We start from the raw sequence: 21,308 nt of genomic DNA, 5'->3' as shown, positions 1-21,308 counted from the left end.
CCGCCACGCGTTCTACTACCGGTACACCGTCGATGAGCTCGGCCTGCTCAACGAGCTATGGGAGCTGGTGCGCGTCAAGGCCAACCTGTTCACCCCGTCCAAGAAGCCGGTCGCGCGCGAAAGCACCCGGGACGGCCGTCCCCGCCGCGTCTACGACGCACCACGCACCCCGTGGGAGCGGCTCAAGGAGTTCGACGAGGCGGACAGGGCCGCCGGCGGCCCCGGCTTCATACCCGACGACAAGCGAGAGGAGATCGAACACACGCTCGCGACCGTGAACCCGGCCGAGCTCGTCCGCCGCATCCACGACATCCAGGACCGGCTCGAAGCACTGGCGGCACCGCGCACCGCGCGGCTGGCCAGACGCATGGGCCCGGACATGGCATACTTGAACAAGACGCTCGCCCGGATCGCGGGCGTCGAACCGGAAGACGACGAAACCCCACAAGCCGACGCGGACTAGGATTTCACGCTCACCACAGGTGAGGCACCACTCCGGATTACGCGCTCATTTTCAAATGAGGCACCTCGCGATACATCAATCGGGAGTAAGCAGGAGCGGTTCAGAGATCAATCAGTCTGAAGCGTGCAGCTTTACCGTTTCAGACCAATGCTGAATCAGGCCTCGACCTTGGCAGCAGCCTTGTCGGCATCGAAGGCATGCACAGAGTCAGCGCCCTTTGCGGAGCCCTTTTCACCGTTATCGGAATCCCAGTGAATCTCGTGCTTGTCGTCGTGGTTACGCCACCAGCTGGAAAGGATGGAACCGGAGATGTTGTGCCACACGGAGAAGAAGGTGGACGGCACAGCGGCGATTGGGTTGGAAGCGAAGGAAGCCAGAGCCAGGGTTGCGCCCAGAGCGGAGTCCTGCATGCCAACCTCGAAGGTGATGGCCTTCTGCTGAGCGTAACGGAAGCCCTTCGGATAGATCTTGTACATCAGCTTGGAGAAGCCGAAGCCCAGAGCGTAACCGGAAAGGTTGTGCAGAATGACCACCGGGATAGCCATGAGGGAGGAAGCGACGAACAGCTTCGGGCCGTTGGCGGCAACCACAACGCCGATGATCAGGAGGATGGCGACCTGAGAGACGATAGGCAGAGCCACAGTGACCTTTTCAATCTTCTTACCAAAGATCATGTGGCAGATCACACCCAGGGCGATCGGGAAGAGCACCACCTTGACGGCGTTGAGGAACAGGGACTCAACCGGCACAGTGACGTACTGGGAAGCCAGCCACTGCATGAGCAGCGGGATCATGAACGGAGCGCACAGGGTGGAGAGGATGCCGATGGAAACGTCCAGAGCCACGTCACCACGGGACAGGTAGCTCATCACATTGGAGGAGGTACCGGACGGGCAGCAGCCGACGAGGATCACGCCGACGGCCAGAGCACCATCGAGACGGAAGATCCAGCACAGCAGCACAGCGATAAGCGGCATGATGACGAAGTGGGCGATGGTGCCGACGATAACCATCAGCGGCTGGGTGAGGATGCGCTTGAAGTCATCCAGAGACAGGGTCAGGCCCATGCCGAAGAGCACGATGCCCAGCATGTAGCCGGTGTATGCCTTACCCCACAGGCTGGCCTGCGGCACGAAGTAGTTAAACACGGCCCACACGATCACGATGACCGTGAACCACTTGGTCAGCCAATCGGCGAACGCTTTAACCTTTTCCATAGTGTTTCTCTCTCTCGTTTGGAAATGTCAAGGTACGAAAGTAGGCCAGCAAAGACGTAGGAGAAACACAGTGTTCACATTGTGGGCGTAGTCACATTTGCCTGAACAATGCGGATGTATCACGCATGAAACATCGCAAACTTTCCTTTCACGTCGAGGTAGCCCATATCCCCGCTCTGCGGCATGGCTGCACTCATCCGCATCGGAAAAGGCAACAAACAGTGAAAAATCGCTGCAACAATGAGCTTTTCGAACAACAGCACCCATCACGACACGCCGATGCGCACAGCACGAGAAACTCGTGTATAGTATCCATCTGTTGCGCAAAAGCACTGTGTGATTGTGCATCGATGGTGGCCATAGCTCAGTTGGTAGAGCATCTGATTGTGGTTCAGAAGGTCGCGCGTTCGAGCCGCGTTGGCCACCCCAGTACCCCTCCGATAAGTCGGAGGGGTTTTTCGTTTTCTGCGCCATACAAACCAGCGTTGTAGACTCGAGGCTATTGCTTTACGAGCCACAAAAAGAAAGATTCGCAATGCTGTCTTTTGAGAATGATTATTCCCGCGCCGCTCACCCGTCTGTGCTCAATGCCGTGGTACGGGCTAATGAACACCTGTATTCCGGCTATGGCTCAGATGAACTGACTGCTCAGGCCAAGGCAAAGATTCGCGAAGCCTGCGACTGCCCAGACGCCGACGTTTGGTTCCTGGTTGGTGGCACGCAAACCAATCAAGTGGTGATTGACACCATCACTCCCGTCTACGCAGGCGTAGTCACCGTGACTTCCGGCCATCCGAACGTGCATGAAGCCGGCGCTATTGAATTCAGCGGGCACAAAGTACTCACGCTCCCCCATCACAACGGCAAGATGGATGCGAATGAGCTTGATGAGTTCTGCAAGACCTTCTATGCGGACGGCAATTACGAGCACATGGTTTTCCCCGGCTGCGTGTACGTATCACAAAGCACCGAATACGGCACTATGTATAGCAAAGCCGAGCTGGAGGCACTAGCCAAAGTCGCACATCGGTATGACATGCCGCTGTTTGTGGACGGAGCGCGCCTTGGCTATGCGCTGACTGCCACCGGCAGCAATCTGACCCTGCCCGATCTGGCCCGCATTGCTGATGTGTTTTACATCGGCGGCACCAAGGTTGGTGCGCTGTTCGGTGAGGCCGTGGTGTTCACCAAGAACAACACACCGAAGCATTTCCTCACGCAAATCAAGCAGCATGGCGCATTGCTGGCCAAGGGATTCGTGCTGGGCGCACAGTTCGATGCACTGTTCACCGACAACCTCTACCTCAACATCGCCCGCAATGCCAATGTTGCCGCCGACCGTATCCGTGAAGCATTGAAAGCCAAGGGTTACCAGCTCACCTTCGAGGCCCCGACTAACCAGATTTTCGTGACTCTCGATCAGCCGACCATCGACCGTTTGGCACAGCATGTGAAGCTTGGATTCACCGAAAAGGCCGATGATACCCACACCGTGATGCGCATCTGCACCAGCTGGTCCACCACCGAAGAAGAGGTCAATCAGCTTATCGAGCTGCTGTAAACAGGCGCACCAATAACACATTGACACTAACGGAGTAGCGGTTGTAATGCACTATGTGCCGGACCGTAAAGACTTGGCCTGAGCGGCCCGGAGCGTGTCCGGCATACAGTGCATTACAACCGCCACGGTCATTGAGCACTCAATCACGTGAGGCTATTCCCTGATAGCCTCACGTTCCATGTCCACGAACTTGTGGACCGAGGCCTCCACAGAATAATGAGCTTTGGTATTCTCAGCGTATTTGGCGCTCCACTCGGCGCGCTCTTGCTGATGTGAAATCCACCAGTCGATGCGACGCGCCAGTAAAGCGGCATCACGCACGGGGAACAGCGACTCATCCAGCAACGCAAACTGGCTTGCCGCAGACAATTCGGAAGCGGCAATCACCGGCACAAGGCCACAGGCCATCGCTTCGATAACGCTTACGGATTCAATATCCGCAATCGAACAGTGCACGAACAAATCACCTGACCGCAGCAATTCCGGCATTTCGGCATGCTTATGGAAACCAATATCTGCCTTACGCGCCAAGCGTCGCCCAGCACGGAATGACAGGTACCGGCGCAACGGCCCAGTTCCGGCAATCACCAGTTGAATATCCGCAGCATGGCGAGACATGGAAATTGCTTTAATCAGCGTGATCTGATCCTTTTCGCGGGCCAGTCGACCAGAAGCGATAATGCGGAACGGCACTGGAGTGGGAGCCGCCGGATCAACCGACTTCAACGGCTTATACGCTGGTGAATATCCATTAGAAATCACATGCAACTTCGCCTTGTATCCATGCGCACGCAGCAAACTGGCGGTCATTTCGGTAGGCACATGAATATGGTCGATTCGCTTGTACAGCCAATGCTTGAATAGCCAGTACAAGAAGCTCGAAATCCCTGGAATATGGCGCAACGGACCTGCCGAATACAACACGTTTTCCGGCTGCAAATGGAACCCTGCAGTCACCGGAATACCCATTTGGCGAGCAACCTTAGCAGCATGACGCCCGAATTTGAACGGCATATAGATGTGCACCACATCTACGCCTTGGAAAGCCGTGCGAAATAACGTGTCACTCGGCTGAGCGAACTGCATAAGCTGTTTGGAAGCCACCCAGGAGACCAACGGCACCTTATTCACACGTGCGGGATATTCGGGAGCACCAACTCCCACCAATCGCACATGATGACCCTGACGCTCAAGTTCAGCGGCCCACTGTAATGCGGAATTCGATGTACCGTTACCCTGATTGCCCACCGTATCCACCACCAAAGCAATGGTCAGCGGTCGGTCGATGCTCTCTTCACTCCCGTTTTCACGCATTGCCTCATCTTAAGCCACGTCCATACATCGCCCGGCATGTGGCGGGAGCAAACGCTAGCACACATTCGAAAAATAGTGTGCTGCAAGGCGCATTGCCTAATTTTTAGTCAAAGTTTCCAATGCGCGACGAATTCGCGAAACAGCCTGATACAGCTCAGCAGTATGCCTTAGCAAACTGATACGAACCCAATAATCGCCCACTGTGCCGAAGCAGGAACCCGGAATCAGAGCCACACCGGCATTCTTAAGCAGCCAGTCAACAAACGCATCCGAATCGCCGGCATCATCCGGCACACGCGCCCACGCAAATAATCCACCATGCGATTGGCTGACTTCCAGACCACTACCGCTGAGACCATCGCGCACTACTTCGAAACGATGCTGATACTGCGCTGCCAGCTCCGCTACCGTGGACTGGTCGGAGTTCAATGCCAAGGCTCCTGCATGCTGAATCACACTGGAGGCAAGCACAGCAGTCTGCCGGTGCACGGCCTTGACCGCAGCCAGCACATCAGCATTACCGGCGACGAACCCACCGCGCCAGCCAGCCACCATATACATTTTGGAAAGTGAGCCCAACTCCAAAGCCACGTCAAGAGCACCCGGCGTTTCCAGTATGCTTAGCGAGCGAGCGCCACCGAATTCCAAACCCGCGTAAGCAAAGTCATTGAGTATTACAAAGTTGTATTGCTTAGCCAACCGTACAGCAGCCGCATACAGTTCCGGAGTTGCTGCCGCACCGGTGGGATTGTTCGGATAATTCAGAATCAGTAGTTTGGCCCGCGTCCACAGTGCCGAATCCACTGCTTCCAAATCAGGCAGAAAACCATGTGACTCACTGGCTGGGATCGTTTCGAATCGACCGCCCGCAACCGCTGTGGAACCTTCATACTGCGGATAGTATGGGTCCACCGCCACCACCGTGTCCCCTGGGTCAATCAGCGCCTGAATCACCGTGGCAATGCCTACTGATGAACCGGAGGTGGCGAGCAGGTTGGCGGCAGAATCAACATTGACTCCATGCTCACGCTCATACCAGCCTGCGATAGCGTCAAGATACTGAGGCAAACCATCAAACGGAGGGTAGCGGAATTCAGATGGGTCATGCGCCGCGGCAGCAAGTGCATCTTGAACAAACACGGGAGGCTGCCCGTCTGGATTGCCTTTGCTTAAGTCAATAACGTCATGACCTTGAGCGATAGCGGCCGCAACTCTCGCATCTGCCTCGGCGAAGGGATTACCCGGCAGATTGGCCGCTCGTTTGGAAATCAGTGCCTCGTATTGCACCGGCATGTCCAATCCCCCTCGTTCATCCACTTGCGAAGCTTCCAAGCGCATTGCCTCGCAAGTGTTCCCCTTCAAACGTTGGCCCGACCGCGCTGAACAAATCGGCCGGTAGTTGATAAGGTACGGCACTGCTTGTGCCAGTGCAACGGCGTGTCTATATGCAGTATTTATGGCAGGTTACAGGCAATAAAATTCGTGTGGCATGGCACAATGTGGGTATGACTGAGACTGCTGTGAATACTGTTGCCAACTCTCTTGTTTCCTTTGCCGCTCATCGTCCGCTTGGTACTCCGCTGGGCAAGCACGCCACCCGCGTACTGTTTTTGGGTTCCGGCGAGTTGGGCAAGGAAGTCACCATTGAGCTGATGCGCTTGGGCGCTTGGGTGTGCGCCGCCGACTCCTATGCCGGAGCTCCGGCTCAGCAGGTGGCGCATGAGTATCGCGTGCTGGATATGGCGAACGCCGATGAGCTGCAGGCTCTGTTTGATGAGGTGAAGCCGGACATTATCGTGCCCGAAGTGGAGGCCATTGCCACCGATGTGCTGGCAGGAGCCGCTGCCGCTGGAGCTCAGGTGGTGCCAAGCGCTGAGATTGCAGCGATTTGCATGGACCGCGAACGTTTGCGCGTGCTGGCTCATGAGGAGCTGGGATTGCCGACCACACCGTATCGTTTCGCTGGTTCTCTGGAAGAGCTGCGCGCCGGCGCTGCCGAAGTGGGCTATCCGTGCGTGGTCAAGCCGGTGATGAGCTCGTCTGGTCATGGTCAGTCCGTGGTACGTTCCGCGGATGCAATTGATGCGGCTTGGGTGGAAGCTCAGGAGGGTCGCCGTGCCGCCGATGAAGGCGACGTGTCCCGTGTGATTGTGGAGGCTTTGGCTCCTTTGGATTATGAGTTGACTGTGCTGACTGTGAGCTCTTCGGCTGGTATTGTGACCTGTGCTCCGATTGGGCAGCGTCAGGAATCCGGCGACTACCGCGAGTCCTGGCAGCCAGCCGCATCTTCTGAGGCTGTGTTGGCGCAGGCGCAGCTGATTGCTCGCGGTGCCGTGGAGGGGCTGGTGGCCCGCGCGCGTAAGGCCGGTGAAACCGGTTGGGGTGTATTTGGCGTGGAATTGTTTGTATTGACTGATGGCTCGGTGCTGTTCAATGAGGTCTCCCCTCGCCCACACGACACGGGTATGGTGACGATGGCTTCTCAGCGTTTGAGTGAGTTCGCCCTGCATGCGCGCGCAATCCTGGGCTTGCCGATTACCGCAGATCATGTGGCTTTAAGCTTGCCAAACGGCGCTGTTGCTGCCAGCCATGCGATTGTAGTTGCCGGCGACGGTGAGGCCGAATTCACCAATGCCGCCAGGGCGTTGGCCGAGCCTGGCACCGATTTGCGTATCTTCTCCAAGCCGGAAGTGCACGGTCACCGCCGCATGGCCGTAGCACTGGCTATTGGTGCCGATGAAGCCGACGCGCGAGCCAAGGCAGGACGAGTCGCCGATGCATTACAAATCGACGTTCGATAACCCGCTGAGTGTCAGCTATCGTTGATACCCTTTTACCGTTAGTTCACCCAGAATTCCACTCCTGAAAGGCGAGTTATGGAGAAGCTGGAAAAGCTCTACGAGGGCAAGGCCAAGCAACTGTACGCAACCGACGATCCCGATATCCTGTGGGTCGAATACAAGAACACCGCCACCGCTGGCGACGGTGAGAAAAAAGAGGACTTCACCGGCAAGGGCCGTCTGAATAACCTCATCACCACTATCATCTTCGACCTGCTCAAGGCTCGCGGCATCAACAGCCACCTCGTCAAGCGTGTGAACGACACCGCTCAGCTGGTGCGCAAGATGGACATGTTCCCGCTGGAGATTGTGCTGCGCAACACCGCAGCCGGCCACTTCTGCTCCCGTCTGGGCGTTGAAGAGGGCCTGCCGCTCAAGGAGCCGGTGCTCGAGTACTTCCTGAAGAACGATGATCTGCACGATCCGTTCGTGAACGATGATGACCTGGTGGCTCTGGGCGTGTGCACCCGCGAGGATCTCGCCGAAATCGCTCCGCTGGCTCGCAAGATCAATGAAGCACTGATTGACATCTTCGCCAAGATCGATGTCAAGCTCGTGGACTTCAAGATCGAGATGGGTCGCGCTTCCGATGGCACGCTGCTGCTAGCCGATGAGATTACCCCGGATTCCTGCCGTCTGTGGGATCAGCGCGATCACTCCGGCAAGGTGGAGCACCTAGACAAGGATCTGTTCCGCCGCGGTCTGGGCTCCATCATCCCGGCTTACGAGGAGATTGAGGGTCGTCTGGCCGAGCTGGCCAAGTCCGAAGGCATCGAAGTCGCCTGATTCATTTCTTTTGGCTCCCCTCTGACGAAGGGAGCCAATTTGTCTTTTTACGATTGTTAGGAAAGGATTTTCATGGTTTTCCGCGTTTATGTGGAAAAGAAGCCCGGCTTTGACGTCGAAGCGCAGCAGCTCGCCGGCGAACTGCGCACCATTCTGGGCGTCACGGGTTTGAAGGGCCTGCGTATCGTCAATCGTTACGATGCTGAAGGCATTTCCGAAGACCTGTTCAACCAGACTGTGCCCACCGTGTTCAGCGAACCTCAGGTGGACAATGTCTCCTACGACCTGCCTGACTTTGGCGGCGCCAAAGTGTTCGCCACCGAGTTCTTGCCCGGCCAGTTCGATCAGCGCGCTGATTCCGCAGCCGAATGCATCCAGCTCATCTCTCAAGGTGAGCGCCCAACCGTGCGTTCCGCCAAGGTCTACGCGCTCGAAGGCGATCTGACCGACGCTGATGTTGAGACCATCAAGCATTACGTCATCAACCCGGTTGAGGCCCGCGAGGCAAGCCTCGATACCAAGGAAACCCTGAAGACCCAGGTGCCGGTGCCCGGCAAGGTGGAAGTCATCAAGGGCTTCGATGAGATGGATGCCGAGGCCGGCCAGAAGTTCATTGACGAGCGTGGTCTCGCAATGGACCTTGCCGATTTGGAATTCTGCCAGAAGTACTTCGCCGAGGAGGGCCGCGAGCCTACCATCACCGAAATCAAGGTGATCGACACCTACTGGTCCGACCACTGCCGCCACACCACATTCGGCACCGAACTGGACGAAGTGAACATCGATGACGCCGTAGTCAAGGCCGCATTCGACCGCTACCTTGAAATGCGTCACGAACTCGGCCGCGACGCCAAGCCAGTGTGCCTGATGGACATGGGCACCATTGGCGCCAAGTGGCTCAAGAAGAACGGCATCCTCACCGGCCTCGATGAGTCCGAGGAAATCAACGCCTGCACCGTTAAGGTCAAGGTTGATGTGAACGGCCACGATGAGGACTGGCTGTTCCTGTTCAAGAACGAAACCCACAACCACCCCACCGAAATCGAACCGTTCGGTGGCGCTGCCACCTGCATCGGCGGATGCATCCGCGATCCTCTGTCTGGCCGTTCCTACGTGTATCAGGCCATGCGCGTGACCGGTGCCGCCGACCCGACCGTTCCGGTCTCCCAGACTCTGGAAGGCAAGCTCCCGCAGCGCAAGCTAGTGACCACCGCTGCTGCTGGCTACAGCTCCTACGGCAACCAGATCGGTCTGGCCACCGGTCAGGTGGATGAGATCTATCACCCGGGCTATGTGGCCAAGCGCATGGAGGTTGGCGCTGTGGTGGCCGCCACTCCGGCCGATCATGTGCGCCGTGAGACCCCGGCTCCGGGCGACAAGATCATCCTGCTGGGTGGCCGCACCGGCCGTGACGGCATCGGCGGCGCAACCGGCGCTTCCAAGGCTCATAATGTGGAGTCTCTGGAGCTCGATGGCGCTGAGGTGCAGAAGGGTAATGCTCCGGTGGAGCGCAAGCTGCAGCGTCTGTTCCGCCGTGGCGATGCCTGCCGTCTGATCAAGCGTTGCAACGATTTCGGCGCTGGTGGTGTTTCCGTGGCGGTCGGCGAGCTGGCTGACGGCCTGTACGTGGACCTGAACACCGTGCCGAAGAAGTACGAGGGTCTGGACGGTACCGAACTGGCCATCTCCGAATCCCAGGAGCGTATGGCCGTGGACGTTGCCGCCGAAGATGTGGACGAGTTCCTCGGCTACGCCCGCGAGGAGAACCTTGAAGCTACCGTGATCGCCACTGTGACCGAGGATCCGCGCATGGTGATGACCTGGAACGGCGATGAGATTGTGAATCTTTCCCGCGAGTTCCTGGCCTCCAACGGTGCTTCCAAGCATCAGATTGTGCACGTCGAAGCCCAGCAGGCCTACGCCGTGCCGTCCGAGTGGACCACGGGTTCCCTCTCCGATCGCTTCCACGCTCTAGTGACCAACCTCAACGTGGCATCCAACAAGGGCCTGTCCGAGCGCTTCGATTCCACCATTGGCGCCGGCACGGTGCTGATGCCGTTCGGTGGCGTCAAGCAGCTCACTCCGAACGAGGCCATGGTGGCCAAGTTCCCGGTGTTCGGTGAGACCACCACCGCTTCCGCGATGGCTTGGGGCTTCAACCCGTACATCATGGAGAAGAACCAGTTCACCGGTGCTTACCTGTCCGTGGTCGAGTCGCTGGCCAAGCTGGTGGCCGCCGGCTTCGAGCATGAGAAGGCGTACCTGAGCTTCCAGGAATACTTCGAGAAGCTGCGCGACGAGCCGGAACGCTGGGGCAAGCCGACTGCGGCTGTGCTCGGCGCTTTGATGGCTCAGGTTGATCTGGGCGCTGGCGCTATTGGCGGTAAGGATTCCATGTCCGGTTCCTTCGAGGATCTGGACGTGCCTCCGACCCTGATTTCCTTCGCCGTGGCCGTGGGCAACATGAAGCGCGCCACCTCCCCTGAGTTCAAGGGTGCCGGCCACCGCATCGTGCGTATCGCACCGCGTTACCTGGCCGATGGCCTGACTCCGGATAAGGACGCACTGCTTGACGCCTTCGCTCTGGTCGAGGAACTCACCGACTTCCACACCGCCCTGGCCGTCTCCACTCCGGGTTACGGCGGCACCGCCGAGGCCCTGTTCAAGATGACCGTGGGCAACGGTATCGGCGTGGAACTGAACGATAGCATCACCGCCGACGACCTGTTCGCTCCGGCTTATGGCTCGTTCATCGTGGAGCTCAAGGACAACGAGAAGATTCCGGCCGTCTCCAACCTGGTCGAGGTGGGCGAAATCGGCGTGACCACCGAGGCATACGCATTCAGCGCCGCCGGCGAAACCATTGACTTGGCCGAGCTGCAGAACGCTTGGGAAGGCGGCATCGAGTCCGTGTTCCCGTACCGTTCCAAGGGCACCGAAAAGGGCCAGACTGTGGAGACCATCGACTTCCACACTGAGGCCGCTGGCGTGAAGAAGACCGTGTACACGGGTACCGGCGTGGCCAAGCCGCGCGTCATCATCCCGGTGTTCCCGGGCAACAATTGCGAGTACGATTCCGCCGCCGCCTTCGAGCGTGCCGGCGCCGAAGCGCACACGCTGGTGATCAACAACCTGACCCCGGCTGCCGTAGCTGAATCCACCGCCGCTCTGGTTGAGGAAATCAACAAGAGCCAGATCGTGATGATTCCTGGCGGCTTCTCCGGTGGCGATGAGCCGGACGGTTCCGCCAAGTTCATCACCGCGTTCTTCCGCGCTCCGGCCGTCACCGAAGCGGTGCGCGACCTGCTGAAGAACCGCGATGGCCTGATGCTCGGCATCTGCAACGGCTTCCAGGCGCTGATCAAGCTGGGGCTGGTGCCGTTCGGAGACATCGTGCCGATGACCGCCGAATGCCCGACGCTGACGTTCAACACCATCGGCCGTCACCAGAGCCGACTGGTGCGTACGCGCGTCGCCTCCGACCTGTCCCCGTGGCTCGCCAAGACCTCTGTTGGCGATGTGCACACCGTGGCCATTTCCCACGGCGAAGGCCGTTTCGTGGCCTCCGACGAGGTGCTAGCCCAGCTCAAGGCCAACGGTCAGATCGCCACCCAGTACGTGAACGAGGCGGGCGTGCCCGGCATGGATCTCGACGTGAACCCGAACGGTTCGCTCCTGGCCATCGAAGGCATCACCAGCCCGGACGGCCGCGTGTTCGGCAAGATGGGTCACTCCGAACGTTCCGGCAACGGCCTGTACGTGAACGTGCCCGGCGATAAGTACCAGCCAATCTTCGAGGCCGGCGTAGAGTACTTCGCCGCCTGATTGAGTAACGGCTACTGAATAGCAGTACAGCTAAGAATGGCCTTCCGACCATACGGAAGGCCATTCTTTGTTATTCCAAGATAATCAGCACAACACAATGGTTGGTTTGGATACTTGCAAACCCGCAACTAGTTAGCGAGGCATCTTGGTCCGAAAAGACTTTTGAGTTCGGCGAACAGCGCTGCGTCTCGTTTGACACGGAACCGATCACCAAGTGTGAGCACCTGAGCATTGCCTTGCCCATCCAATAGAGCGAGTTGAGTTTCACAGAGCCCCGGGTATTTCAGCAGCACTGGCCTGAGCCTGTTCATGTTCGCGCGATGGGCTGCGTTCCACGGCAAGATGATAGTCAGTGAACGCGTATTGCCATCCTCTAGGTTAAGGACCTGCAACTCTGCGGCACGTAGTGATACAGTCTCATCGCGCAATTCCACATGGCCGCGAATCTGTACCACGGAATCCAAAACCAGCTCAGAGGCCGCAGCTTCATACGCTTTACCGAAGAACATGCACTGGATACTGCTCTCCATATCCTCGATCGTCACGATCGCCCACGGATTGCCCTTCTTCGACACACGCCGATCCACACCGGTAATCAAACCCGCAAGCGTTACCTGCTGATCATCAGGCATCGTCTTAGCCCGATCAATCAAATGCGCGATTGGCATCTCACGCAAGCCAGCCAACACTGCCTGCATACCAGAAAGCGGATGATCGGACACATACAGGCCAAGCACCTCACGCTCGAAATTCAGCCTAGTCTTCTTATCCCACTCCTCTACGTCAGGCACGGTAATGCCAGCATCACACATAGCATCAACCCCGCCAGCCTCATCATCGAAGAACAGATCAAACTGACCTTGCTCCTGCTTGCGCTTAATCGGAATCATCACATTAATAGCAGCATCGCTCACGACGTTCAAAGCACGGCGACTGGAGTCGGTGGAATCAAACGCACCAGCCTTGATGAGGGAATCAATCAGCTGGCGGCTCAGTACCATCAACGGAATACGACGGATGAAATCCATGAAATCCTTGTATTGGCCGCGTGGCCCTTCACGTTCGGCAATGATTTCGGCAACGGCCTGCTTGCCTACGTTGCGGATTGCTCCGAGGCCGAAGCGTATGTCATTGCCCACAGCGGAATACTCATAAACCGACTCGTTGATATCCGGGGAAAGCACCTGGATGCCCATGCGGCGCGCTTCGCCGAGATACAAGGCAGTCTTATCCTTGTTCGAGGCCGCACCCTGCAGCAAAGCAGCCATGAACTCCACCGGGTAGTGAGTCTTCAGGTAGGCAGTCCAGTAGGAAATCAAGCCATACGCAGCAGAATGCGCCTTGTTGAACGCATATTCAGAAAACGGAACCAGAATCCTCCAGATGGCTTCAGCTGCTTCCTCGGAATAACCATGTTCCTTCATACCGGCAAAGAACGGCACTTTCTCGCGAGCCAATACTTCAGGTTTCTTTTTACCCATCGCTCGACGCAGCACATCTGCTTTGCCAAGCGAATAACCTGCCAAGATTCGAGCGGCGGACTGTACCTGCTCCTGATAAATAATCAGACCGTACGTTTCACCCAGCACCTGTCTCAACGGTTCATCCAGTTCGGGGTGAATGGGTTCGACTGGCTCCAGACCGTTCTTGCGTCTCGCGTACATGGTGTGCGATCGCATGCCCATCGGCCCAGGCCGGTACAGGGCAATCAACGCGGCGACATCGTTAAAGCAGGTAGGTTTCATAGTTTTGAGCAGGGATCTGATGCCATCGGAATCGAGCTGGAATACACCGAGTGTGTCTCCTCGAGAGAGCAGCTGATAGGTCGGCTTGTCGTCTAACGGAATCTTCGTGTAGTCGATGGCCGGTTTACCATTCGCCTCAATATTGCTGAGCGTGTCACGAATGACCGTCAAATTGGACAACCCCAGGAAATCCATCTTGACCAAGCCCAACGTTTCGCACGTATGGTATTCGAACGTAGTGGTGATAGTGCCATCCTTGCGTTCCAGCAAAGGTGAAACATCGGTGATGGGAATGCTGCCCATGATGGTGGCGCAAGCGTGCACGCCGGTTTGACGAATAAGCCCCTCGATTCCCTGAGCTTCCTCGGTGATGCGCCTGACATTCGGATTGGAATCGTGCAGTTCACGATATTCGCGCGCCTCAGCATACCGTTCCGCATTCGGATTGAAAATGTCATGCAGGCTGATGTCCTTGCCGCCTGTTTCAGCCGGAGGCAGCGCCTTGGTAGCTGCATCACCCACCGAAAAGTCGTAGCCCATGATGCGCGCCGAATCCTTCAGAGCCTGTTTCGTCTTAATCGTGCCGTAAATCACACATTGCGCCACCTTGTCATGCCCATACTTGTCAGCCACGTATTCAAGCACCTTCGCACGGCCGACCGGGTCGAAATCCACATCAATATCAGGCAAACTCACGCGCTCCGGGTTCAGAAAACGTTCGAATATCAATCCATGTTTCAACGGATCCAACTCCGTGATACCCAGTGCATAGGCCACCATCGCACCAGCGGCCGAGCCACGACCTGGGCCGACCATTACACCGTGCGTTTTAGCCCAATTGATGTAGTCCGCCACCACCAGGAAATAGCCACAGAACTGCATCTGGCAGATTACGCCACACTCGTAATCCGCCTGCTTCAGCACCTCCAACGGCGGATTACCGTCATAGCGATGTTCAAGGCCCTCTTCGACCTTCTTCAAAAACAGGCCGGTTTCATCCCAACCATCAGGGCAGGGAAACCTCGGCATAAATGCGCCGTCTTCGTTGTCATCGAACATGACATTGCAACGCTCAGCAATAGCCAATGTATTGGCACATGCCTCAGGCAAATCCCGGAATAACTCGCGCATCTCCCCGGCCGACTTGATGTAATAACCCGTACCAGCAAACTTGAACCGGTCCGGATCGGCCAGACGCGCACCCGAATTGATACACAGCATCGCATCCTGAGCACTCGCGTCTTCGGCGCACACGTAATGTGAATCATTCGTGGCGAGCAACGGCGCCTTCAGTTTCCTCGCAATCATCAGCAAATCATTAGATACCTGGTTTTCAATCTCCAGACCATGATTCATCAACTCGATGAAGAAATTGTCTTTGCCGAAGATATCCTGCAACTCGCCCGCTGCGCGCAACGCCTCGTCGAACTGGCCAAGCCGCAGACGAGTTTGGACGATGCCCGACGGACAACCCGACGAGGCAATCACACCCCTCGAATATCGAGAAAGCACATCCTTGTCCATGCGCGGATATTTCGCCACTCGTCCTTCAAGATTCGCGATAGAGGATGCCTTGATGAGGTTGGAAAGCCCCTCGTCGGTTTCCGCCCACATGGTCAGATGCGTATACCAGCCGCCTCCAGACACGTCGTTCGGGTTGCGGCGGCGATGCTTCTCGTCAAGATTGGGGTTCCAGGCCGTGTCCCAGTTGACGCGCGTAGAGTCCTGACGCGCTGTTTCCGGCGTTATGTACGCTTCAATACCGATGATCGGCTTGATGTCATGGTCTATGGCGTTGCGCCACAGTTCGTACGCGCCGTGCATATTGCCGTGATCGGTAATGCCAACGGCCGGCATGCCAAGTTCGGCTACCCGATTCACCAGATCAGGGATTCTAGATGCACCGTCCAGTAACGAGTAATGCGTGTGATTGTGCAAATGCACAAAACTCCCGGTTCCACTCATGTGTCGAACCGTATATTCCAATAATGGCTACCGGTAGATAAGTACCGGATATGCAACATCCGATTCGGATGGTATGACAAGGGCGGCGCGGGAGCATTTCAATCTCCCGCACCGCCCTTGCCAGATCAACCATTAAGGTCGAATTCAGCGCTCCAGCTCAGTAGTAATCACATTCACCGTGTAACCATACGTCTCGGCAACCGGCGAATACATACGCTCAATCACATCCTTGTCTTGCTTATTCGCAGCCTTCAACAGCTCTCCCTTATTGAGTTTCTTTTCTTCTGCAGCGGTCGCTGGAATACGGATTGACCAGCGGTGAAACCGTTCAGAACGCCCCTATTACTGCCCTATTGTTGGATTATTCTAGCCTGGTAAGGCCAAGCTTGCGGCTGAAGGTTGTAAGGAAGGCGCGCCGGATGTTTAGGACTTCCATTCTTGTTGATTCCAAGGCATTCGACAGGACGCCCGATGATTGCCATAACCTCATCGATTCGTTCGGCACGAGCATTATTGCCCCATGCGACAATGATACGAACCCCGGTTGCAGCCACAGATTTTAGGATTTCATCATTCTGCGGCCCGACAGGAAACCCTTGCGCTTCAAGCTCTTCAGGATACGTTGTCCGGTACGCATAAAGGTTGTACATACTGACTGTCCCATATCCCCATCGCCTCGCATATTCAACACAATGCTCTACTGTACGGTCATCGATATCCGCATCAGCAGTCGAGGGGTTAAGCAAAATGAATGCGATGGATGGCAGCGCATCATCCCATGTACGACTAAGTTCATAGCGGTATTTCTTATCTTCGCTTATGTTGGCCGAAGATCGGATATATGTATGGGGCATTGCTTATGGAACCTCCCTATAACAACCTATTCTTAGAAACATTCCTCGAGCATCTCCTATTGTAAATAGACAGTAAGGTCTTACGAATATCGTCAATAGGATTGTTCGTCATCAGTTTCAGCCGACTTACAATAAGCAGGTAATTTTCTACTGGTTTGTATGATTCGCCAGCAGCGCCAGCGCCCATGCATAGGATGGACAGTATGGATGCGCAGGCCAAGCAGTGTAATCATGTGGAGCATGAGTTCGGACCGGTATGGGATGGTCAATCGCGCATGCTGATTTTGGGTTCGATGCCGAGCCCAAAATCTCGCGAAGCAGCGTTTTATTACATGCATCCGCGCAATCGGTTCTGGCCTGTCATGGAAGCTGTCTTTGCCAACCTTGCCGATGCGTCTGACCGCGCAGGCGATTCGGCTGAATCTCGCCGCACATTCGCCTTGCGCCACGGCATCGCTCTGTGGGATGTAATCGCCTCCTGCGATATCACTGGCGCCAGCGATGCCAGTATTCGCAATGCAGTGCCCAATGATCTCGCACCGATTCTGCGCGGCGCACCAATATCGCATATATTCACCACCGGCGCGAAAGCCGCACAGCTGTACCGCAAGCTAATCACGCCGGAACTAGCCGCAGCCGGATTCGATATCGACATGACACCATTACCATCCACCAGTCCAGCCAATGCTGCCAAGCATTTGTCTGATCTTATTGATGATTACCGCAATGCCTTCCGTGCTGCAGGCATATCGGTGAACGCATAACTGATTCCCCAAGCACGCATTTGCGCAAATCACCAGCATGCAGCGCACGCACATGCAGCCGGCCAAAGCTTGGCAAATATTCGCAAACCTCTGCTCGCCGGAATAGCTCAGGAGTAGATTGGGCATCATGGTTGACTTGAATACGATGAACAACGACGTGTATGCAATGGTACTTACTGGTGGATTTGGCAGTATCCGTGGCTCACATTGCCCAGGCATAGAGACGTTGGAAGTGTTCACAGAGACGACCAACACGGCCACTGGAGCGAACGGTAATCTCTCAAGCAATTCCAGCACAATTACCTTGACTAAGGCAGGCGTGCTCGCTGACGTGCCATCCCCTACATGGATTGAGCGCGACGGCGATCTGCTCTATGCCGTGCTTGAAGACACCAATGAGGTGGCCGCATTTCGCATCGAGCAGGGTGGAAACGGCAGCAACGTGCACCTTATCGAGCTTTCCCGCATCGCAACGCCGGGAGCAAGCCCCACCCATGCCGTGGTCTGCGCGGATGATTCAGGCAACAGGCATCTGATCGTGGCTTGTTACGCCGATGGGCACGTCTGCGTGCATCCGATTGCTGCCGATGGCGCAGTGCTTGAGGCGTCACAGGTGCTGGTCGGCGAAGGGCATGGCCCGCTGCCTGCCCAGGAAGGCCCGCACGCGCATTGGATTCTTCCCCTACCAGACGGCCGCGTACTTTCCACTGATTTGGGTGTCGATCGTATTTATGTGCATCATTGGGACTCCGGCAAGCTGGTGCGCGATGGCGCTGTGCAACTGGCACCTGGCACCGGTCCTCGTGACATGCATCTGCTACCGGTAAGCAGCGGTGATTCGGCATGCAATTGGCGCGTGGCCGTAGTCGGCGAATGGGGCAACACGGTAACGCTGCTTGGACCTGCAGCAGACTCGAACAGCGCTGACGACATCCATGTACTGCAAACCGTGGAGCTCGGCGGCGATTCAATCGACCAAGCCGCCTCGCTGGCTTTCGTACCGTGGAAGGCGCTGAGAGCTGGAGATTCCACCACAGACACGGTTTCCGGTATTGCATACGTCGGTTTGCGCGGTTCCGAACGCATCGTGGCACTGAGCTGGAACGGCGAGCAGCTGCAACGAATGGCCGCAACCAGCGAACCCGGTTGGCAAGGTCATGGCATCGACTGCGGCGGCAGCCGACCACGACACATTCTGCCAATCGGCAACCTGTTGCTCGTGGCCAACGAGGTATCCAACAATGTGACGGCATTCGCGCTTGCCTCCAATGGCGAGTCCACAGTAACCGCCAATCTCCCGTCCGGCTCCCCCACCGTGTTTGTAAAGCTCTAAAAGCCAGCCAGCGACCCGTTGACTACCATGCGATCTCCGTCTTGGTGATGGATTTCAAGGATTGCGTCACAAACCGTACCCCTTTGCGGCGCAATCCTTGGATCCACTGCAATGTGGCGGGCAACACGGTGAGACACTGCGACATGCCGGCATTGCACGATTTGCGTTCAAGTATGGTTGAAGCACTTTACTAAGAGTTGTTAGCGCTCACGGCAAGGCCGTGATATTATCGATAAATAGCTTGTGCGCACATGAAAGCATGTAGCAAACGTTGCGCGCACTCACAGAGCAACAAAGGAGCAACAATGAAGTATCGCAGCGTTGGCAAGTCTGGTCTGAAAATCAGTGAGGTCGCACTGGGCAGCTGGGTCACCGACCTCAAAGGCACCGCCGCCGAAGATGTAGCCAAGCAAACCGTGAAGCTGGCGTACGATAATGGCATCAACTTCTTCGATTGCGCCGACGCCTACTCAGGTGGCGCAGCAGAGCGATTCCTCGGCGAAGTGCTGAAGGAATATCCGCGCAAGGAACTGGTGATCTCCAGCAAGGTCTTCTTCCCCACCGGCGAAGGTGTGAACGACCGCGGCCTGTCCCGCAAGCACATTTTCGAGAGCATTGATCAGACGCTGAAGAACATGCAGCTTGATTACCTGGACATGTACTTCTGCCATCGTTTCGATGAGACCACCGATCTGACCGAAACACTGCGCGCCATGAGCGATCTGGTGGCTCAGGGCAAGGTGCTCTACTACGGCGTTTCCGAGGAATGGGGCTCCGCCCGCCTAGAAGAGGCACAGCGCATCATCGACCGCTACAACCTCTACCCGATCACCGTGGTGCAGCCGCAGTACAACCTGAACGACCGCTACATCGAGCATGAGATCATGGGCACTTGCCGCAAACTCGGCATCGGCATCACCACGTTCTCCCCGCTGGCTCAGGGCCTGCTGACCGGCAAGTACCGCAAGGGTCAGCCGCTGCCGGCCGGCTCCCGCGCAACCTGGCAGTCCGACCATCAGATCAACGACCTACTGACCGACGAAAACCTCGACAAGGTCGAGCAGCTTCGCAAGGTGGCCGACGAACTCGGCACGAACCTGCCGATTCTGTCAATGGCTTGGATTCTGCAGCATCCGGAAATCAGCTGCGTCATCGCCGGCGCTTCCAAGCCGAGCCAGCTCAAAAACAACATCAAGGCCTCCGGCTTCGAAATCCCGGCTGATGCAATGGCTGAAATCGACAAAATCACCGGCTTCCACCGCTTCGAGCGTCACGTGGGCTGATTGATTACCACAGCCCTCATAGAGCAAGTGCCGCGACCATAGCGAATCATCGCGTGGTCGCGGCACTTGTTTGTTGCAATCATCCTCTCGGAGCACCAATATGACGCAAACCTATTGCGTTGTACTCACCTCACAACCCAAGAATCTGTTTCTTCTTGGCCTCAAACTCATCCTGAGAAAGAATGCCAGCGTCCAGCAATTCCTTCAGCTTTTTCACCGCATTCAGTTGATCGTCCAGCGACAAAGCCTGCGGTTTCACAGCAGACGCTGATGCAGCTGGTTCAGCAGGTGCAATCTCAGAAGACGGATTCGTTACCGATGCGGCAGCTGGCTGCCCCGGCCAAGCACCAGCTCCAGGAGTACCCGGCATCTGCCCCACCGGCCCAAGGCCTTGCGCCATGTTCATGCCGAATAACATGCCGCCCATCTCACCCAAACCGCCGTCTTGAATACCCTGCGCAATCTTCTGCTGAGCCGCCATGTTGCCAGCTTCAACAGAAACGCCCTCATATGCTTTGACGTTCATCTTATTGGACGAGAACTGCTTGACCAGCTCGCGCGATTCCGGCGAGAATTCAATGTTTTCAATAGAGACCTTGACGCAGTCAAATCCGAAACGCTCACGCCATGTTCCAGCATTTGCCGGATCCGAATGAACGCATTGCGCTATTTCATTGGCTTTTGCCGGTAACTGCGAAATGCGGCATTCTGCAGACAGCGAATTAACGGCCACAATAAACGACTGTAGAAAGTCCGAAAGCACCTGGGAGCGCGCAGCAGGATCATCAAACGTGTACGACATAACGTTCGGCGGCACAAAATTACGAACGAAACGCACTGGATCAATCACTTTGATAGCGAACGACCCATACGCGAAGATTTCCAAATCCGTGCCATAAAACTTGTCGTTATACATCAGTGGGCCGCGGGTGCCGAATTTGATATCGCGAATTTCCCGCAAGTTTACGAATGCGATTTGCTTGTAATCGCCGCTAATGCCACCGTAACCGATGCGCTCGCCCATTTGGCTGAACAATGATTCACCGATGCCGCCACCATTGAAAATCGACTGTTGGCCATTCTGGTACTCGTATGTGCCCGGCTGAGAAATCACATTTTCGATACCGGAGCCACTGAAAATAAACGCTGCCGTGTTTTCCGGTACATAAATCAGCGAACCGCTGGTAATAACGCCTTCGGATCCGCGTACATTCGCACCCCGCCCACGGTTCGTACTCTGCAGCACGCCCGGTGCCACTACGACGTGTTCATCAAATCTTCCTGCGGTGAAGATGTCTTTCCACTGATCGGCGAGCGTTCCCGAGAATGAATCGCCCAGTGCTCTCAATACGCCCATG

The 21,308-nt window shown here is 56.4% G+C and carries 14 protein-coding genes, 1 tRNA gene and 1 pseudogene; 9 read left to right on the top strand and 7 right to left on the bottom strand.

The features are described from left to right. Positions 1-463: pseudogene (locus tag Tam1G_RS06070) on the top strand (integrase catalytic domain-containing protein); the annotation flags it as partial. A 155-nt stretch (positions 464-618) separates the two neighbouring features. Here the strand turns inward: Tam1G_RS06070 and Tam1G_RS06065 are convergent. After that, complete coding sequence (locus Tam1G_RS06065; protein ID WP_101625807.1) at positions 619-1,680, bottom strand: bile acid:sodium symporter family protein; 1,062 nt, start codon at positions 1,678-1,680, stop codon at positions 619-621. A 353-nt stretch (positions 1,681-2,033) separates the two neighbouring features. On the opposite strand from Tam1G_RS06065, the gene Tam1G_RS06060 reads away from it, so the two are divergent. Both Tam1G_RS06060 and Tam1G_RS06055 read left to right on the top strand, forming a co-directional pair. Beyond that, positions 2,034-2,109: transfer RNA gene (locus Tam1G_RS06060), tRNA-His, on the top strand. Positions 2,110-2,215: 106 nt separating this feature from the next. Continuing rightward, the gene (locus Tam1G_RS06055; RefSeq protein ID WP_033889607.1) at positions 2,216-3,241 is read left to right on the top strand and encodes a threonine aldolase family protein; all 1,026 of its coding nucleotides are present in this window, start codon (positions 2,216-2,218) and stop codon (positions 3,239-3,241) included. A 153-nt stretch (positions 3,242-3,394) separates the two neighbouring features. On the opposite strand, the gene Tam1G_RS06050 is transcribed toward Tam1G_RS06055, so the two are convergent. Continuing rightward, entirely contained in the window at positions 3,395-4,555 is a 1,161-nt protein-coding gene (locus tag Tam1G_RS06050; protein ID WP_101625806.1) for a glycosyltransferase, read from the bottom strand. Positions 4,556-4,651: 96 nt separating this feature from the next. Beyond that, positions 4,652-5,848 carry a pyridoxal phosphate-dependent aminotransferase gene (locus Tam1G_RS06045; protein WP_242689666.1) on the bottom strand — a complete coding sequence of 399 codons (1,197 nt, stop codon included), beginning with the start codon at positions 5,846-5,848 and terminating at the stop codon, positions 4,652-4,654. 212 nt (positions 5,849-6,060) lie between these two features. Between Tam1G_RS06045 and purT the strand changes: the two genes are divergently transcribed. From purT to Tam1G_RS06030, 3 genes are all read left to right on the top strand, one after another. Further along, positions 6,061-7,356: a formate-dependent phosphoribosylglycinamide formyltransferase gene (purT, locus tag Tam1G_RS06040; RefSeq protein WP_101625816.1), complete on the top strand. Its 1,296-nt coding sequence runs from the start codon at positions 6,061-6,063 to the stop codon at positions 7,354-7,356. 75 nt (positions 7,357-7,431) lie between these two features. Continuing rightward, positions 7,432-8,181, top strand: coding sequence for a phosphoribosylaminoimidazolesuccinocarboxamide synthase (purC, locus tag Tam1G_RS06035; protein ID WP_100494433.1), 750 nt, complete (start codon positions 7,432-7,434; stop codon positions 8,179-8,181). 72 nt (positions 8,182-8,253) lie between these two features. Continuing rightward, on the top strand, positions 8,254-12,006 hold the full coding sequence (locus Tam1G_RS06030) for a phosphoribosylformylglycinamidine synthase (RefSeq protein ID WP_101625805.1): 3,753 nt from the start codon (positions 8,254-8,256) through the stop codon (positions 12,004-12,006). Between the two features lie 128 nt (positions 12,007-12,134). Here the strand turns inward: Tam1G_RS06030 and dnaE are convergent, their stop codons facing one another. Beyond that, positions 12,135-15,716 (bottom strand): DNA polymerase III subunit alpha, encoded by a 3,582-nt coding sequence (dnaE, locus tag Tam1G_RS06025; protein ID WP_101625804.1) that lies wholly within the window; start codon positions 15,714-15,716, stop codon positions 12,135-12,137. Positions 15,717-16,066: 350 nt separating this feature from the next. Further along, positions 16,067-16,570, bottom strand: coding sequence for a DUF1643 domain-containing protein (locus Tam1G_RS06020; RefSeq protein ID WP_101625803.1), 504 nt, complete (start codon positions 16,568-16,570; stop codon positions 16,067-16,069). 203 nt (positions 16,571-16,773) lie between these two features. On the opposite strand from Tam1G_RS06020, the gene Tam1G_RS06015 reads away from it, so the two are divergent. Continuing rightward, positions 16,774-17,334 carry a DNA-deoxyinosine glycosylase gene (locus tag Tam1G_RS06015; RefSeq protein ID WP_101625802.1) on the top strand — a complete coding sequence of 187 codons (561 nt, stop codon included), beginning with the start codon at positions 16,774-16,776 and terminating at the stop codon, positions 17,332-17,334. Positions 17,335-17,461: 127 nt separating this feature from the next. Then, positions 17,462-18,667 carry a lactonase family protein gene (locus Tam1G_RS06010; protein ID WP_242689667.1) on the top strand — a complete coding sequence of 402 codons (1,206 nt, stop codon included), beginning with the start codon at positions 17,462-17,464 and terminating at the stop codon, positions 18,665-18,667. 22 nt (positions 18,668-18,689) lie between these two features. On the opposite strand, the gene Tam1G_RS12010 is transcribed toward Tam1G_RS06010, so the two are convergent. Further along, positions 18,690-18,812, bottom strand: a complete 123-nt coding sequence (locus Tam1G_RS12010; RefSeq protein WP_279324890.1) for a hypothetical protein — start codon at positions 18,810-18,812, stop codon at positions 18,690-18,692. A gap of 160 nt (positions 18,813-18,972) precedes the next feature. Here Tam1G_RS12010 and Tam1G_RS06005 point away from each other — a divergent pair, with 160 nt between their 5' ends. Further along, the gene (locus Tam1G_RS06005; protein ID WP_101625801.1) at positions 18,973-19,950 is read left to right on the top strand and encodes an aldo/keto reductase family protein; all 978 of its coding nucleotides are present in this window, start codon (positions 18,973-18,975) and stop codon (positions 19,948-19,950) included. 130 nt (positions 19,951-20,080) lie between these two features. Here the strand turns inward: Tam1G_RS06005 and Tam1G_RS06000 are convergent, their stop codons facing one another. Next, a complete protein-coding gene (locus Tam1G_RS06000; RefSeq protein ID WP_101625800.1) occupies positions 20,081-21,307 on the bottom strand; it encodes an SPFH domain-containing protein in 1,227 nt (408 codons plus the stop codon). Position 21,308: the final 1 nt, after the last annotated feature.

This window comes from Bifidobacterium imperatoris (genome assembly GCF_002860405.1).
Lineage (GTDB): Bacteria > Actinomycetota > Actinomycetes > Actinomycetales > Bifidobacteriaceae > Bifidobacterium > Bifidobacterium imperatoris.
Note: the sequence above shows the minus strand (reverse complement) of the source record. Positions and strands in the feature narration are given on the sequence as shown.

What these genes read in the sequence shown, in the direction of transcription:
- Tam1G_RS06065 (WP_101625807.1), bottom strand. Translation starts at nt 1,680, where the DNA reads ATGGAAAAGGTTAAAGCGTTCGCCGATTGGCTGACCAAGTGGTTCACG.
- Tam1G_RS06055 (WP_033889607.1), top strand. Translation starts at nt 2,216, where the DNA reads ATGCTGTCTTTTGAGAATGATTATTCCCGCGCCGCTCACCCGTCTGTG.
- Tam1G_RS06050 (WP_101625806.1), bottom strand. Translation starts at nt 4,555, where the DNA reads ATGCGTGAAAACGGGAGTGAAGAGAGCATCGACCGACCGCTGACCATT.
- Tam1G_RS06045 (WP_242689666.1), bottom strand. Translation starts at nt 5,848, where the DNA reads ATGCCGGTGCAATACGAGGCACTGATTTCCAAACGAGCGGCCAATCTG.
- purT (WP_101625816.1), top strand. Translation starts at nt 6,061, where the DNA reads ATGACTGAGACTGCTGTGAATACTGTTGCCAACTCTCTTGTTTCCTTT.
- purC (WP_100494433.1), top strand. Translation starts at nt 7,432, where the DNA reads ATGGAGAAGCTGGAAAAGCTCTACGAGGGCAAGGCCAAGCAACTGTAC.
- Tam1G_RS06030 (WP_101625805.1), top strand. Translation starts at nt 8,254, where the DNA reads ATGGTTTTCCGCGTTTATGTGGAAAAGAAGCCCGGCTTTGACGTCGAA.
- dnaE (WP_101625804.1), bottom strand. Translation starts at nt 15,716, where the DNA reads ATGAGTGGAACCGGGAGTTTTGTGCATTTGCACAATCACACGCATTAC.
- Tam1G_RS06020 (WP_101625803.1), bottom strand. Translation starts at nt 16,570, where the DNA reads ATGCCCCATACATATATCCGATCTTCGGCCAACATAAGCGAAGATAAG.
- Tam1G_RS06015 (WP_101625802.1), top strand. Translation starts at nt 16,774, where the DNA reads ATGGATGCGCAGGCCAAGCAGTGTAATCATGTGGAGCATGAGTTCGGA.
- Tam1G_RS06010 (WP_242689667.1), top strand. Translation starts at nt 17,462, where the DNA reads ATGGTTGACTTGAATACGATGAACAACGACGTGTATGCAATGGTACTT.
- Tam1G_RS12010 (WP_279324890.1), bottom strand. Translation starts at nt 18,812, where the DNA reads ATGTCGCAGTGTCTCACCGTGTTGCCCGCCACATTGCAGTGGATCCAA.
- Tam1G_RS06005 (WP_101625801.1), top strand. Translation starts at nt 18,973, where the DNA reads ATGAAGTATCGCAGCGTTGGCAAGTCTGGTCTGAAAATCAGTGAGGTC.
- Tam1G_RS06000 (WP_101625800.1), bottom strand. Translation starts at nt 21,307, where the DNA reads ATGGGCGTATTGAGAGCACTGGGCGATTCATTCTCGGGAACGCTCGCC.